The organism is Acinetobacter sp. YH12152, assembly GCF_013418285.1.
GTDB classification, from domain to species: domain Bacteria; phylum Pseudomonadota; class Gammaproteobacteria; order Pseudomonadales; family Moraxellaceae; genus Acinetobacter; species Acinetobacter amyesii.
The window spans coordinates 28,287-42,992 of record NZ_VPCH01000003.1 but is presented as its reverse complement, the minus strand read 5'-3'; the positions used below and the strand labels follow the sequence as shown (position 1 = coordinate 42,992).

The window sequence follows — 14,706 nt, the reverse complement described above, 5'->3', positions numbered from 1 at the left end:
TAAGTTTTATTAATATTGTGAAAAAAACGGTCGAATGCAGAAAATCTGTACGACTTTGTGGAGAAAGGTAGGAGTGATGAATTTCACATTTTGATATTTAGGCTCATCGATAGGCCAAAAAACAATAAATATGTCATTTCAGACCCATTATCGGTACACTAGCGCCATTATTTTGAATTTTGGCATATCCGTGAAAGTTTAGCGGTAGAGCCTGTGTATTGAGATTTTTTGAAAAATGAAAGAATCGTTACGTTTACGATTAGATCAGCTCTCTGACCGTCACGAAGAATTAAATGCATTACTCGCAGATGTAGAAGTCATTTCAGACAACAAACGTTTCCGTCAGTTGTCACGTGAGCATAGTGATTTATCTGAAATCACTGAAGTTTGGAAAAAATACCGTCAAGCTGAAGAAGATATTGAGACTGCTGAAGTAATGATGACGGATCCAGATTTTAAAGAGATGGCCGTTGAGGAAATCAAAGAAAATAAAGCTTTGATCGGTCAGCTTGAAGCAGACTTAAACATTCTGATGATTCCAAAAGATCCGAATGATGCGAACTCTGCTTATTTAGAAATCCGTGCCGGAACAGGTGGTGACGAAGCTGCAATTTTCTCGGGTGACTTGTATCGCATGTACAGTAAATATGCTGAATCACAAGGTTGGCGTATTGAAGTGTTGTCTGAAAATGACGGCGAACACGGCGGTTATAAAGAAGTGATTTGCCTCATCAATGGTGAAGGCGTATATGGTCGTTTGAAATTTGAAAGTGGTGCACATCGTGTACAGCGTGTTCCTGCAACAGAGTCACAAGGTCGTGTTCATACTTCGGCATGTACTGTTGCGATTTTGCCGGAAATTGATGTAGACACAAGTGTTGAAATTAATCCTTCAGAATTACGTATTGATACCTATCGTGCCTCTGGTGCAGGTGGTCAGCACATTAACAAAACTGACTCCGCGGTGCGTATTACCCATATACCAACGGGTACAGTTGTAGAATGTCAGGACGAACGTTCACAACATAAAAACAAAGCCAAAGCGATGGCGCTGTTGGTTTCTCGTTTAGAAAATGCCAAACGCGCAGCAGCAGATGCCGCGACATCTGAAATGCGTCGTGACTTGGTGGGTTCTGGTGACCGTTCTGAGCGTATTCGTACCTATAACTATCCACAAGGTCGCATGACTGATCATCGTATTAACCTAACACTGTATAAGTTAGATGCAGTGATGGAAGGCGATTTGACTGAATTGCTTGATAGTTTGCATCGTGAATATCAAGCCGATCAGTTGGCGTTATTAGCGCAGCAGAATGGTGGCTAATGAATATTGCACAGGCTTTGGCCTATCGTGGTGAACCTGAAAGTTATGAACGTCAGGAAAATGCGTGGTTGTTAGAGCACATCACCAAGATTGATTCTTTTGATTTAATCATGAAAAAGGATCAAGAATTGACGGCAGAACAAGAACAACTCTATGTCGACAGTCTTGCTCGTATTGCAGCAGGTGAGCCTTTGGCTTATGTCACAGGTTCTCAGCCATTTTGGACGCTAGACTTAAAAGTGACTAAAGATACTTTGGTTCCACGTCCTGATACGGAAGTACTTGTTGAAACTGTACTGCGTTTAGAACTTCCTGAAGATGCTCGTGTGGTCGATTTAGGAACAGGAACTGGTGCTGTAGCCTTGTCATTAGCCAGTGAACGTCCAGATTGGTCAATTGTAGCTTCGGATATTTACGAACCTACCTTGGAAGTTGCTGAGTTTAATGCCAAAAAGCATGATCTTGAACATGTGCAGTTTGTCTTAGGTTCTTGGTTGAAACCCTTTGGTCGTGCTTTCTTTGATGTAATTGTGTCAAATCCGCCGTATATCGATGCTGATGATGTACACATGAAAGATTTGGCGACAGAGCCTGAACGTGCTTTGGTTGCGGACAATCATGGGCTTGCAGATATTGAGCAAATCATTCTTCAAGCCAAAAAACATTTAACCGTGAATGGGTGGGTGGTGCTTGAACATGGCTATGACCAAGGTGAAGCAGTCAGACATTTGTTCTTACGAGTTGGATATCGAAATGTTCGGACTGTAAAAGATTATGGTGGAAATGACCGTGTCAGCTTAGGTCAGTGGCAACATTGATTTGGTATTAGAGATAGTCAAAAATAAAGCGCATTGAATGCGCTTTATTTTTTTGTTTTTGATATTCGATCAATACTTACATTGGGTAGTCTTGTAAGCTATCGAAAACTTCAACTTGTTCTAAAGCTGATGTTTCTACTGCAAGACAGTAAGCAATAATTTTTGCAGTTGCATTGACTAAATTTTCATCTTTTAGATTCGCACCTGCTTGAATTGCTTCAATGTCATCCGCTTGGATATCCAGTGCATGAGCAACTTCAACTGCATTTTCAGTGCTAAAAAATTGTGAAATCAAATTTTGCAAATCGATATCTGCAACAGTTTTAAGCTGTTCGTGAAACAGTTCATCAATTGCGTCAATCTGAGTGAAAAGAGAATCTGAAAAGTTTTGAACAAGTTGTTGTTCAAGAACATCAATCATCTTAAGCATAGGAAAGCCTTTCAAGGAGATGCAGGAGAATTGGAAAATAAATAAGCAAAGTGCTTTAAATTGAGTGAAAAATAACCTAATTAGACTAAAGTAGCAATCGTTCAAGGATGAATGGTCAGTCTATTTATTGAATATTTTTAAGTTATTGATTTTCTATTAATTAGATGAATATTCAATTTATAAATAGCGAATATCAAATTTTAGGCCTTGAATTCAGGCGCATTATTTTGTCGATACGCACCGGGACTGACGCCTGTCCATTTTTTAAATGCCCGATGAAAAGCACTCGGATCATGAAAATTTAGTTCTTCACTGATATCTTGCAAACTTTTATCGGTATGGGTTAAAAAATCGATGGCAGTATCACGTCGGATATCATTTTTGAGTTGTTGATAACTCACACCTTCACTTTTAAGACGGCGATGCATGGTGGCTTCCGACATATTCATTTTGACTGCCAACTCATAAAACTCTAACCATTCAGCAGGAGAAACGTCTAACAGTTGTTTACGAATTTGGCTGCTGAGTGCATATGGGTTTTTAAAGCGTACCAAGAGGTTTTCAGGTGTTTGTTGTAGGAATTGATACCACGAACGTGTATCTTGTTTGATTGGCAGGGTTAGGTAACTGGCATCTAGCTGAATATAGTTTTGACTGGCTTGGTAATGAATATTTTCACAAAAGCGAACTTTATAGTCGTGATCATCAAGCGGCGCATCACATTTGAATTGGATTTGGTTTAATAAAATCCGTTGTCCACTTAGCCAGCACAGTAGCGTGTGGATGAGCATCAAATATGTTGCATAGCTGAACATGCGTTTAGGCGCTTGTTGGTCATAGATCACGATATAAGCAAAGTGATCTTCAATGGTTAAATCACTATGCAAGTCATCTAAAACCAGATTTAAAAATTGTAGGATTTGCTTAAGTGCATCCCCCAAGGTGCTGTTGTGCATGACCATTTTCGAAAGTAGTTTAAAACTACCACGTCGCATGGCATGCCGATCCATGCCAAAAAATTCATCATCCATCACATCTGCAAGATGAGTCCATAAAGCCGCATATTGAGAAACAGAAACTCTGGTTTTACGCGATAGCAGTAACTCAGAGGGAATACCCGCCTTTTGTAAAATAGCAGAAATATCAAAGTGCTTTTGTTGCGCATCGTGTAATGCTTCATGCACCAAGTCGATAGAAATCGTCCCTTTACTGTATTCGAGTCCATGCTTCGGCATATGTGCGGATAGGTCCTTGTTCAGAATTGTCCAAATACATCAGAAAAGATGCAACATTTGGAAATTGTACTGAATAAATTCTCTGTTTACTCTGCATCTTAAGTCGAATTTAAAACAAGACATCGTAAATAGGGAAATGCTATGGACATTAAAGGAAAAGTTTTTGTTGTGACAGGTGGTGCATCAGGACTAGGCGCTGCGACAGCAACACATCTGATTGGCCTGGGTGCAAAAGTGATTATCGTGGATATGAATCATGAGCATGGCGAAGCGATGCAACGTCAACTGGGTGATCCTGCGAAATTTGTTCAATTGGATGTTACCGATGAACAAGCGGTCGGCGCTTTCTTTGCACAAGTTGAAGCGGAATTTGGTCAACTTAATGGCTTAGTGAACTGCGCAGGTATCGCACCCTCTGCAAAAGTTTTAGGTCGTGACGGATTACATGATTTGGCGATGTTCCAAAAAGTATTAAATATTAATGTTTCAGGCACATTCAATATGCTGCGCTATGCGGCACAACTGATTGCTAAATATGAATTAAAAGCGGGTGAAGAAGAGCGTGGCGTGATTGTGAATACGGCGTCGGTTGCGGCTTTCGATGGTCAAATTGGTCAGTCGGCTTATGCAGCATCTAAAGGGGCAGTGGTTGCAATGACATTACCTCTTGCACGTGAGCTTGCACGTGAATCAATCCGTGTGATGACCATTGCTCCGGGTATTATGGAAACGCCAATGCTCAAAGGCTTAGCACAAAATGTACAAGATGCTTTGGGGCAAATGGTGCCTTTCCCACCACGTTTAGCAAAACCACAAGAGTTTGCAAAATTAGTGACGCATATTTTTGAAAATGCCTATCTCAATGGCGAAGTGATTCGTCTTGATGGCGCGATTCGTATGCAGCCTAAATAGTTATTTATTAAAACTGCTTATTCTGGCTTCTACGACGGAGTCTGATCGAGAATAACTTCGTTGACAGTAGCTCATCTCGTTACTTTTGTTTCGGCAAAAGTAACCAAAACCATAGTCATTTGTAAAACTCGTCATCAAGTATTTATTGATTTACAGATTACACAAACATTAGAGATTAATGGCGTCCTGCCTCAGACAGTTGCAAATGACGTCGTCGTGTATCCAACTTTGCTTTAATACAGTCAAAGAATTTTTAATTCCGCAGTTATCCAAAATTTAAAGCTATACGCGCTATAAAAGATTTAGAAAAGGAAGTCTCATGATTTTAAATGATGAACAAAAAATGGTTCAGGACATGATGCGAAGCTATTCGCAAGAAAAACTGAAACCGACGGCTGCAGAGCGTGATAAAACGGCAGCATTTCCTGCACAAGAGCTAAAGGAACTTGGTGAGCTGGGTGCTTTAGGCATGACGGTTTCGGATGAATGGGGTGGTGCTGGTTTAGACTACGTGTCTTTGGTTGTTGCCTTAGAAGAAATTGCTGCTGGCGATGGTGCGATTTCCACAATTGTTAGCGTACAAAACTCACTGCCATGTGGCATTACACAGCGTTATGGTACAGAAGCACAAAAAGAAAAATACTTAAAAAAATTAGCCACTGGCGAATGGTTAGGTTGTTTTTGCCTAACAGAACCACAAGTGGGTTCAGATGCGAGTGCATTGGAATGTAAAGCGGAGCGTGATGGTGACGAGTGGGTGTTAAATGGCACCAAGCAATTTATTACCACAGGAAAACATGCCCAAGTAGCCTTAGTTTTTGCGGTAACGGACAAGTCTGCAGGTAAAAAAGGGATTTCGTGCTTTTTAGTACCAACGGATGCGCCGGGTTATATCGTATCGCGATTAGAAGACAAAATGGGTCAGCATTGTTCCGATACAGCAACTATTGTTTTAGATCACTGTCGTATTCCTGCAGACAGTCTTTTAGGCCAAGAGGGTGAAGGCTATAAAATTGCCTTATCAAACCTAGAGTCAGGTCGAATTGGTATTGCTGCGCAGTCTGTGGGTATGGCACGAGCAGCATTAGATGCGGCTGTTGAATATGCCAATGAACGCAAGGCATTTGGGGTGGAGATTGTACAGCATCAGGCCGTGGCATTTCGCCTAGCAGATATGGCCACCCAAATTGAGGCAGCACGTCAATTAATCTTCCATGCAGCGACGTTAAAAGATGCCGGTTTTCCATGCTTAAAAGAAGCCTCAATGGCGAAACTTTTTGCATCGACGATGGCTGAACGGGTGTGTTCAGATGCCATTCAAATCCATGGGGGCTATGGTTATGTATCTGATTTTCCAGTAGAACGAATTTATCGTGATGTGCGTGTCAGTCAAATCTATGAAGGTGCATCGGACATTCAACGTCTGGTGATAGCACGTGAAGTAACCAAAGGATAGGTGATTAAAAAATAGACTTTGGTCGATGTTCAAACCCTGCAATGGCGTTGATGGTTATGGAAATTGCAGGGGACATCCAAACATGGTTATTTAGGTATACACAGTCTAAGAATAGATTGTTTAACAAAGTATAAGTTTCAAAACTAAAAAACCGACATTGCAATCGGTGTATGGAATAGCAGTAAAGGCGGATGTGGCAAAGGAATCGTCACTAGTACGCAGCGGTACAACAACAAGATGAATAAACCTCAAAGTCTTGCACTTTGAATCATAGAGAACAGGATAGGAATTGTCGTCATGAAGACACTAGAACAAGCATATCGTGATTTTAATTTTGAAAAGATGGTTACAGAACAATTGGTCGGTACGCCAAGTTCAATCAATGCTTATGATGAATGTTGTGGGCGCTATGTTGGGCAAAATCGAACTGCGCTGATCTGGGAAGGTAAAAATGGTGAATCTGAGCAATGGACTTTTGAGCAATTAGATTTAGCTTCTGCACAATTGGCAAATTATTATCAGCGCATTGGATTGAAAGCAGGTGATTGCATTGCAGGTCTTTTACCTCGCACAGCAGAGTTGTTGATCACCGTATTGGCAACATGGCGTATAGGGGCAATTTATCAACCGTTGTTTACTGCATTTGAGTCCAAAGCGATTGAACATCGAGTGCAAACTGCGGGAACAAAGCTGATTGTAACCAACACTGAGCAACGATCAAAACTCAATCATATTGATTTACCACATATTTTAACCGTACATGCCGATCAAGCAATTCAGACAGATCCTGACTTTTGGTCAGAGCTGCAACTGCATGACACCACATTTAACTCAGTACCGCGTTCATTTGATGATGAATTTTTAATGATGTTTACCTCAGGAACGACCGGTTTAGCCAAGTCTGTACCTGTGCCGCACAAAGCGTTGTTGGCATTTAAAGGGTATATGACACATGCGGTTGATTTGCGTGATGAAGATTCATTTTGGAATTTGGCAGATCCGGGCTGGGCTTATGGTTTGTACTATGGAATTGCAGGGCCTTTAAGTTTAGGGCACAGCATTATTATGGATGAACGGGCTTTTAGTGTTGATCATGCACTTCAAGTCATCAAAAAATATAAAGTCAGCAATTTGACCGGTTCACCAACGGCTTTTCGTATGTTCTTTGGGTTTAAAGAAAAATTTGATGAATCCATAAAATCACATTTACGGGTTGTGAGTAGCGCAGGAGAGCCACTAACTCCCGAAGTGATTCAATGGTTTAATCACGATTTAAACGTCAATATTTATGACCAATATGGGCAAACAGAACTCGGTATGGTGATTGCAAATCATCATGCTTTAGAACACTACAAAAAAGTGGGTTCAGCCGGTTTTGCTATACCGGGACATCGCTTTGCGGTGCTTGATAAAGACCACCAAGAAATTGAACGTGGTGGGATTGGAACATTGGCATTAGACTGGTCGCAATCTCCACTCATGTGGTTCACGGGCTATGGCGGCAATAACCGTAAAGCCTTTGTCGGGAACTACTATTTAACTGGTGATACTGTTCGTTTAAATGAAGAAGGCGGTATTGATTTTGTAGGGCGTGCTGACGATGTCATTACAACGTCAGGCTATCGTGTAGGACCTTTCGATGTGGAAAGCACATTATTAGAGTGTGAAGAAGTTTTAGAATCGGCAGTTGTTGGTAAGCCTGATCCTGAGCGTACAGAATTGGTCAAAGCTTTTGTGGTATTGAAACCACAATATGAAGCTAGTTCTGAACTCATGGATAAGCTACAAGCTTATGTACGTTCTCGTTTATCCAAGCATGCTTATCCAAAAGAAATTGAATTTGTTGATGGGTTGCCTAAAACATCGAGTGGAAAAATCCAACGTAATCTGTTGAAGCAACAAGAAGTGGCCAAAGCGCAATGTATGCAAAAGGTCAGTTAAGTTTGGGCTGAGTTGAATTAAAGGAAAGGCTGCGTACATGCAGCCTTTTCTATTTGCTTATCTGAAGTTGGATAATAATTATTTTTGATTTGGCAATTTTAATGCTGAGACATCGGTAAATGTTTTGGAAAGCTCATGAGGCAAAGCAGTGCAGAAATAAGTGCACAAGCAAACATGATTGTGACTAAACCTAAGCCGCCAAAACTACTAAATTTACCGGTTAAAGTTGTAATGATCGCACCAAAGCCAAATTGTAAGGCACCTAATAATGCAGATGCTGTAACAGCATTTTTATGCTGAAACATAAGAGCCAACTGGCTGCCGGTAGGCATAATGAAACCTAAAAGTGCAACGGCAATGAATAGTGCGCTACAGAAGAATATTAGATTTGAATAGCCTAAGCATTGTGCAAGGAGCAATACAGCCATAATGAGTAAGAAACTGCTGTTCATGATTTTATAGGCATTCAGTGGGCCAAATTTTTCATGCACTTTGGGATTAAAGATTGCCGCAGCAATTAAACCAAATGCATTGAATGCAAAGAGCAGGCTAAATTGGGTAGAACTCAACTGATACTCACTGATAAATACACTGGCTGAACCAGCGATATAGGCAAAGAAGCCAGCTTGTGCAATACACAGTGTGAGTGAGTAAATGATGAACTTACGATCCCTGATAATTTGCCCATATAATTTGATGGTTTGTGAGAGCTTGAATTGTTGGCGCAATTCCACTTGACGTGTTTCGGGGAGCGGCACTGCAACGGCTGCCAATACAATCGCGGCATATACGGCTAAAAAAATAAAAATATTTCGCCATGAACCTAAAGCCTGTAAGCCATCGCCAACTAAAGGTGCTGCCACCGGTGATAGGCCTAATATCGCCAAAACCATAGACATCATTTTGCCCATTGCTGGGCCTTGAAACTAATCTTTGATGATGGCAAAAGCAATCACCATCCCAATTGAACCACCTAAACCCTGAATAAAGCGAATCCATTGTAATTGTTCAACGCTTTGTGCAAATGCGCAGCCGATCGAGCCTAAAATATAAATCCCTAAACCTAAGTAAATGAGCGGTTTACGGCCAAATTTATCCGATAGTGGGCCGTACATCAGCTGGCCGAGCATTAAACCCACAAAAAATGTCATCAAACTCAGTTGGATCGCACCTTCGCTACTCCCTAAAGATGTTGCCATAGCGGGAATGCTTGGTAGGTACATATCAATACCTATCGGGCCGATGGTTGCGAGTAATGCAATGAGTATGGGCATTGCACGTGTATTTGATGCTGTCATAATGTGGTCGGATCTTGTGAAAAGCGGCGCATTATGAAACCTATTGGTTTCCTAAGTCAAGGAGAGCAGCATTGGCAAAACTAGGCCGTCCTTTGGTCATGTCGGCAGAACAGCGGCGTGCAGAAATCTTTTCTATTGCAGAACAACTCTTTGGTGAAAAGGGCTTTGAAAATGTCACCATGTCTGAGATTGCGACCGCAGCAGGCATGTCTAAAAAAACCTTATATGTGTATTTTTCTGATAAACGTGAACTGCTTATTTCATTGGTTGAGTCGTCCTATATCTGGACTGAAGATGCTTTTGATGCCAATAGTTTAGATCGTGTGTTGGCCTTGCAGAATCAGTTGAAGAAAATCGCTGAGCATGTCCTGTCCGAGCGGCATATTAAGTTGTGCCGACTGGCGATCGCAGAGCGTGTTGGTGTTGATGGAATAAGTGATACTTTTTATGAAAAAGGTATCGCCAAAAGCCGAGATCATTTGATTCATACTGTAAGTCATATACCAAGTGCCCAATTTGTATTGAACTTAAATGCAGATATCATGGCGGATATGTTATTTGGTGCAACCATTTCGAAGCCTTTCGTCGATTTACTATTTTTAAATCAGCAGATAGATATGCAGCAGGTGACTATGGCAATTGAACAAAGTATTCAGGCTTTGTTTAAAATGTGAATGCCTAAATTTTCATAGCAAAATTGAATGTTTATTTTCATCCTTATCTTTGGATTGCTCGTTATAATGGCCTCGGTTTTATGTTTAAAATGAGATAGCAGAACATGGATGCACAGCTCGATCTAGATTCAGACATGGAATTAAGTGATGATGAAATGCATCTATACAGCCGTCAAATATTGCTTGATGGTTGGGACATCGATGCGCAAGAGAAGCTAAAACTTGCCAATGTACTCATCGTGGGGTGTGGTGGGATTGGGTGTACCACAGCCGAATTATTGGCACGTGCAGGCGTCGGACAAATCACTTTGATCGATGCAGATCGAATTGAAATCAGTAATTTGCAACGACAAATTGCTTATACCAAACACGATGTAGGATTTTATAAAGCTGAAATTTTGGCTAAACGATTACAAGCGATTAACCCGCATATTCGTGTGCAAAGCTATACCTCAAAATTAGATGAAAGAAACGCAAAGGCATTGATTTCACAGCAGGATTTGGTTCTCGACGGTTGTGATAATTTCAGTACACGGTATTTGGTTAACGCAAGCTGTGTGGAAAATAATGTGGCGCTGATTAGTGCTTCAGCGATCGGCTTTCAAGGGCAGTTATTTATGGTTGAAGCCGATGCTGCCTGTTATGAATGTTTATTTCCAAAAGAACAGCATGCCAATGAAAGTTTGCGCTGTGCAGACTCGGGTGTACTTGCAACTACACCAAATGTTATGGCAAGTTTGCAAGCACATCATGCCTTGCTCTATTTGGGTTTAGGGACGACAGCACTGAAACAAAAACTTTTGTTGTGGGATGGTCTGTCAATGAAACAAAAAATTCTCGCTTTTGAAAAAGATCCCGATTGTCCAATCTGTCAGGCAAGATAAAGCAGCAAGCCCTTATTTTTTTGCTACACTCACGTTAATTATTTTTTTCTAAGACATTATGAAAAACAATATCTGGTTAGATGGAATTCGCTCGGTTGCCCGAATGGGTGAGACCGCAGTCGTTGCGGCAAAAGCCGGCTTTAAATATGCAACTGAAAAACCAAGTAACGCAAAATTAATGCGTGAAACTTTTGAATCACTGGGTTCAACCTATATTAAATTGGGTCAATTTATTGCCAGTACACCTTCTTTATTTCCGCGTGAATATGTCGAAGAGTTCCAAGGCTGTTTAGATCAGACACCGTCATTGCCGTTTAGTTATGTGCAGCAGGTATTGGCTTCAGAATTTGCTGGTCGTAATTTAGATGAAATATTTGCTTCAATTGATGAAAAGCCTTTGGCTTCTGCATCGATTGCACAGGTGCATGCCGCTAAATTGGTCACTGGTGAAAATGTTGTTATTAAGGTGCAAAAACCGGGTGTCGAGACAATTCTCTATACAGATTTAAACGTCTTACATTGGGCTACTAAACTGGTCGAAAAAGCTGTACCCAAAGTCAAATTTGCTTCACTTGCAGATATCGTTGAGGAAATTAAAGTTCGCATGGTACGTGAGGTGGACTTTATTGAAGAAGCTCAAAATCTTGACGACTTTGTGAATTATCTGAACGTAACTCAAAACAAAGCCGCAACAGCACCAAAGGTTTATCACCAATATTCAACACGTCGCGTATTAACCATGGAGCGTTTATACGGCGTACCATTGACTGATTTTGATGTGGTCAAGAAAGTCGCTAAAGATCCATCGCAAGTTTTGGTGACAGCGATGAATACATGGTTTGGCAGCTTGATGTTATGTAATAGTTTTCATGCAGACTTACATGCAGGCAACCTGATGCTGCTTGAAGATGGTCGAGTTGGCTTCATCGATTTTGGTATCGTGGGCCAGTTGAAACCTGAAGTGTGGACAGCATGTATTGCGTTTATGGATGCCCTACAAAAAACTGACTACAACTTGATGGCTGAAAATATGCTGAAAATGGGCATGACGGCTGTCAAAATTGACACACAAGTCTTAGCTGCCGACTTAGAACGCTTATTTAGCGGTGTGCTTTTGGCCGATCCGCAAGAGTTATTAACCTCAAATCCTGCCGATTTGAATGACATCATGATGGATATGGTACAAGTTGGAGAGCGTCATGGTATTCGCTTCCCACGTGACTTCGCTTTATTATTCAAACAAATGTTGTACTTCGACCGCTTTATGCGCATCCTTGCGCCATATACTGATATTTATGCAGACCAGCGTATTCAAATGGTGCAGACTATGGACCCTAATTTATTGTTGAATCAATAATTTAGCTGCAAGATATAAATAGAATCCTCTTGCTTAAACAGGAGGGTTTTATCGATGTTTAAGATTTTATTTTGAGTGTAAGAATGGACGCAATTATCATTGAAGGTTTGAAAGTTGAGACTGTCATCGGCTGTTTCAATTGGGAGCGTCAGATTATTCAGCCTTTGATGCTCGACCTCAATATTCAAACCAGTTTAGCGCAGGCAGCTCAGTCAGATGAGCTTGAAGATACCTTGAATTATGCTGAAATTTGCGAAATATCAGCCAAAGTCATTCAAACTGCTCAACCTAAATTGATCGAACATGCAGCAAAACTGGTGATTGATGCACTTTTCGCTACCTATGACAGCATTGAATCTATTATGATTACCATCCGGAAGCCTGCCATTATCGCGCAAGCCAATTCTGTAGGAATTCGTCTTGAACGCCACCGAAACGATTTTCGCCCTAGCTCTGGCGAGTAATTTCAATCCCAAACCGCATTTTCAACTGGCTTTACGTCAAATTCAGGCTTTGGGTCATGCTGAATTTTCCAAAATTTATGTGATTCCTTGTCGTGATGGCATTGGGGCGGATTATTGGAATGCAGCCTGTTTGGTGAAAAGCAGTTTATCTGTAGATGAAATCAGCGCCTTACTGAAAAAAATGGAAGCAGACTCAGGTCGTGTTCGTCCGTCTCATAATATCGCTTTGGATCTGGATCTGATCGCGTGGGGCGAAAGCTTAGCGCACATGCAATTTAATCCGAAAAAACTGCCTTTAGCACTCGATGTTAAAATTCCAATGTTCGATATATGGAAAAATAAGATGTTTGAACATCCAGCACATCAATTTCCTATGGTGAGTTGTCAAAAAGTTTTAGTGGATTGAGTGAATGAAACGCAATGCTTTCAAAACTCATGACGTACATTTAGAATGTCCCTAAATATCCCAAGTAGACAATAACAAAAATATTCAAATCCTGTCATGGTATGCGCTAGCGTATAGGCTGTCTCAGGATTACATTATCTTTTTAGCTTCAAAATAATGATATGAACTGGACGGATCTGATTCAGCACTATGGCTATATTGCGATTTTTATTGGCACATTGTTTGAAGGAGAAACAGTGCTGATGATTGGCGCCTATGCCGTACATCAACACATACTTCATTTTCCAATGTTGATTGCAGTGGCGATGCTGGGCAGTTTTATTGGCGATCAGTTTTATTATCAAATGGGCGCTCGCTATGGGCAAAAACTTATCCAGTCGAATGCAGAATTTGCACAAAAATTCGATCGTGCGAGCCAGTTTATTGAATGTTATCCTATTTTGACCATTTTATTTATGCGCTTTGCTTGGGGCTTTAGAACCATTTTACCTATTGTTGTAGGTGTGCGTGCTTATCCTGTTTGGAAATATGTGCTGATTAATCTAGTTGCCTGTTTTATTTGGGCGATGTTGGTCGCAATGATTGGCTTCCAAATCAGTCATTATTTACATCTATTTTGGGCGAAAATGCTGCCTTATCATCAAGATATTTACATCGTTATTGCCGTTATTTTATGTATCGTATTCTTCCGTGTGCTCTATACGGTGTTGAAGTGGTGGTGTAAGCATCATCAACATTGATAAAGTGAACGTGGCTGATCTGATAAAGTCGTCAAAACATAATTAAAAGATTTAAAGGGATATTTAGTGAGCGCAATATGGGCTTAGGTTATGGTGCGGGTGCGGGAGGTTTCCTTATTATTTGCTTTGCGATTTTGGTGCTATTTATTGTCATTGCGATTTGGTTGAGTTGGAATAATTGGTATAAAAAGCAAAAAAATCGACCATATAAAGTAAATGCGGTACTTAAAATTGGTTTATCTGGCGTATTGTTTTTCCCTTTATTTGTTGCAGTAACGCTGGGATTGTTCGTGATTTCAGATCTTAGTTCTGACTATGCAGAGTGGCAGCATCAAAAGAAAATTCATATACAGTTGCAGGAACCCTTAAACTTTGGAGAGGTTGTACTGCCTGAAGGCACGTGGATTAACCGATCATTTGAAACCGACTATACTCTGGAACAGATGACTGATATTCGTCAAGGTTTGACATCGGCTCGTTTTCCACAGCCGATTCAAATAGCTGGATTTGATGTTATTGCATTTGAGCTGCATCGTCATTTATTGCTTGAGTTGGTACATGATCAAACCGTTATGATGAATAACCAAAAAGAAATTTGTCCGGCTGGATGGCTGCTTGAGTTAGGTGGAGCTGGTTATCCGTCCACTGCACAACGTTATAGTTTGAATTTTGATTGGTTTACACCAAGTCGATGGCAGCCTATAAACTGTTTTGATGGCGAAGGAATTATTGTATTAAAGTCAAAAGATTTCTCATAAAAAAGCCTG

At 40.7% G+C, this 14,706-nt stretch carries 14 protein-coding genes and 1 pseudogene; 12 read left to right on the top strand and 3 right to left on the bottom strand.

What is annotated here, in order from left to right; translation table 11 throughout:
- Positions 1 to 235 precede the first annotated feature (235 nt).
- Together prfA and prmC are read left to right on the top strand one after the other, a co-directional pair.
- Positions 236 to 1,324, top strand: coding sequence for a peptide chain release factor 1 (gene prfA, locus FTU83_RS01710; protein WP_078188570.1), 1,089 nt, complete (start codon positions 236 to 238; stop codon positions 1,322 to 1,324).
- Positions 1,324 to 2,142 carry a peptide chain release factor N(5)-glutamine methyltransferase gene (gene prmC, locus FTU83_RS01705; RefSeq protein WP_180026412.1) on the top strand — a complete coding sequence of 273 codons (819 nt, stop codon included), beginning with the start codon at positions 1,324 to 1,326 and terminating at the stop codon, positions 2,140 to 2,142. The genes prfA and prmC overlap by 1 nt, the downstream gene beginning before the upstream one ends.
- A gap of 76 nt (positions 2,143 to 2,218) precedes the next feature.
- Here prmC and FTU83_RS01700 read toward each other — a convergent pair whose 3' ends face one another.
- Together FTU83_RS01700 and FTU83_RS01695 are read right to left on the bottom strand one after the other, a co-directional pair.
- On the bottom strand, positions 2,219 to 2,572 hold the full coding sequence (locus tag FTU83_RS01700; RefSeq protein ID WP_180026411.1) for a hypothetical protein: 354 nt from the start codon (positions 2,570 to 2,572) through the stop codon (positions 2,219 to 2,221).
- A 200-nt stretch (positions 2,573 to 2,772) separates the two neighbouring features.
- Positions 2,773 to 3,807 carry an AraC family transcriptional regulator gene (locus tag FTU83_RS01695; protein WP_180102499.1) on the bottom strand — a complete coding sequence of 345 codons (1,035 nt, stop codon included), beginning with the start codon at positions 3,805 to 3,807 and terminating at the stop codon, positions 2,773 to 2,775.
- Between the two features lie 141 nt (positions 3,808 to 3,948).
- On the opposite strand from FTU83_RS01695, the gene FTU83_RS01690 reads away from it, so the two are divergent.
- The 3 genes from FTU83_RS01690 to FTU83_RS01680 all read left to right on the top strand — a co-directional run bounded on the left by FTU83_RS01690 (position 3,949) and on the right by FTU83_RS01680 (position 8,116).
- Positions 3,949 to 4,719, top strand: coding sequence for a 3-hydroxyacyl-CoA dehydrogenase (locus tag FTU83_RS01690; protein WP_180105547.1), 771 nt, complete (start codon positions 3,949 to 3,951; stop codon positions 4,717 to 4,719).
- 319 nt (positions 4,720 to 5,038) lie between these two features.
- Positions 5,039 to 6,175 (top strand): acyl-CoA dehydrogenase family protein, encoded by a 1,137-nt coding sequence (locus FTU83_RS01685; protein ID WP_180105546.1) that lies wholly within the window; start codon positions 5,039 to 5,041, stop codon positions 6,173 to 6,175.
- Between the two features lie 297 nt (positions 6,176 to 6,472).
- Positions 6,473 to 8,116, top strand: coding sequence for an AMP-binding protein (locus FTU83_RS01680; protein ID WP_180105545.1), 1,644 nt, complete (start codon positions 6,473 to 6,475; stop codon positions 8,114 to 8,116).
- Between the two features lie 98 nt (positions 8,117 to 8,214).
- Here FTU83_RS01680 and FTU83_RS01675 read toward each other — a convergent pair.
- A pseudogene (locus FTU83_RS01675) lies at positions 8,215 to 9,390 on the bottom strand (multidrug effflux MFS transporter).
- 95 nt (positions 9,391 to 9,485) lie between these two features.
- Here FTU83_RS01675 and FTU83_RS01670 point away from each other — a divergent pair.
- The 7 genes from FTU83_RS01670 to FTU83_RS01640 all read left to right on the top strand — a co-directional run bounded on the left by FTU83_RS01670 (position 9,486) and on the right by FTU83_RS01640 (position 14,697).
- Positions 9,486 to 10,088, top strand: coding sequence for a TetR/AcrR family transcriptional regulator (locus tag FTU83_RS01670; protein WP_180105544.1), 603 nt, complete (start codon positions 9,486 to 9,488; stop codon positions 10,086 to 10,088).
- A 104-nt stretch (positions 10,089 to 10,192) separates the two neighbouring features.
- Positions 10,193 to 10,972, top strand: a complete 780-nt coding sequence (locus tag FTU83_RS01665; RefSeq protein ID WP_180105543.1) for a HesA/MoeB/ThiF family protein — start codon at positions 10,193 to 10,195, stop codon at positions 10,970 to 10,972.
- A 58-nt stretch (positions 10,973 to 11,030) separates the two neighbouring features.
- Positions 11,031 to 12,329 carry an AarF/ABC1/UbiB kinase family protein gene (locus FTU83_RS01660; RefSeq protein WP_180105542.1) on the top strand — a complete coding sequence of 433 codons (1,299 nt, stop codon included), beginning with the start codon at positions 11,031 to 11,033 and terminating at the stop codon, positions 12,327 to 12,329.
- Between the two features lie 83 nt (positions 12,330 to 12,412).
- Positions 12,413 to 12,793: a dihydroneopterin aldolase gene (gene folB / locus FTU83_RS01655; RefSeq protein WP_078188558.1), complete on the top strand. Its 381-nt coding sequence runs from the start codon at positions 12,413 to 12,415 to the stop codon at positions 12,791 to 12,793.
- Entirely contained in the window at positions 12,750 to 13,199 is a 450-nt protein-coding gene (locus tag FTU83_RS01650; RefSeq protein WP_180007921.1) for a 2-amino-4-hydroxy-6-hydroxymethyldihydropteridine diphosphokinase, read from the top strand. Before folB ends, FTU83_RS01650 begins: the two co-directional genes overlap by 44 nt.
- Positions 13,200 to 13,360: 161 nt before the next feature.
- On the top strand, positions 13,361 to 13,939 hold the full coding sequence (locus FTU83_RS01645; RefSeq protein ID WP_257222511.1) for a DedA family protein: 579 nt from the start codon (positions 13,361 to 13,363) through the stop codon (positions 13,937 to 13,939).
- Positions 13,940 to 14,016: 77 nt separating this feature from the next.
- Positions 14,017 to 14,697, top strand: a complete 681-nt coding sequence (locus FTU83_RS01640) for a hypothetical protein (protein WP_180105541.1) — start codon at positions 14,017 to 14,019, stop codon at positions 14,695 to 14,697.
- Positions 14,698 to 14,706 lie beyond the last annotated feature (9 nt).

Excerpts from the sequence above, each read along its gene's own strand:
- prfA (WP_078188570.1), top strand. The coding sequence starts at position 236 with ATGAAAGAATCGTTACGTTTACGATTAGATCAGCTCTCTGACCGTCAC.
- FTU83_RS01690 (WP_180105547.1), top strand. The coding sequence starts at position 3,949 with ATGGACATTAAAGGAAAAGTTTTTGTTGTGACAGGTGGTGCATCAGGA.
- FTU83_RS01680 (WP_180105545.1), top strand. The coding sequence starts at position 6,473 with ATGAAGACACTAGAACAAGCATATCGTGATTTTAATTTTGAAAAGATG.
- FTU83_RS01640 (WP_180105541.1), top strand. The coding sequence starts at position 14,017 with ATGGGCTTAGGTTATGGTGCGGGTGCGGGAGGTTTCCTTATTATTTGC.
- prmC (WP_180026412.1), top strand. The coding sequence starts at position 1,324 with ATGAATATTGCACAGGCTTTGGCCTATCGTGGTGAACCTGAAAGTTAT.
- FTU83_RS01665 (WP_180105543.1), top strand. The coding sequence starts at position 10,193 with ATGGATGCACAGCTCGATCTAGATTCAGACATGGAATTAAGTGATGAT.
- FTU83_RS01685 (WP_180105546.1), top strand. The coding sequence starts at position 5,039 with ATGATTTTAAATGATGAACAAAAAATGGTTCAGGACATGATGCGAAGC.
- FTU83_RS01700 (WP_180026411.1), bottom strand. The coding sequence starts at position 2,572 with ATGCTTAAGATGATTGATGTTCTTGAACAACAACTTGTTCAAAACTTT.
- folB (WP_078188558.1), top strand. The coding sequence starts at position 12,413 with ATGGACGCAATTATCATTGAAGGTTTGAAAGTTGAGACTGTCATCGGC.
- FTU83_RS01660 (WP_180105542.1), top strand. The coding sequence starts at position 11,031 with ATGAAAAACAATATCTGGTTAGATGGAATTCGCTCGGTTGCCCGAATG.
- FTU83_RS01645 (WP_257222511.1), top strand. The coding sequence starts at position 13,361 with ATGAACTGGACGGATCTGATTCAGCACTATGGCTATATTGCGATTTTT.
- FTU83_RS01695 (WP_180102499.1), bottom strand. The coding sequence starts at position 3,807 with ATGCCGAAGCATGGACTCGAATACAGTAAAGGGACGATTTCTATCGAC.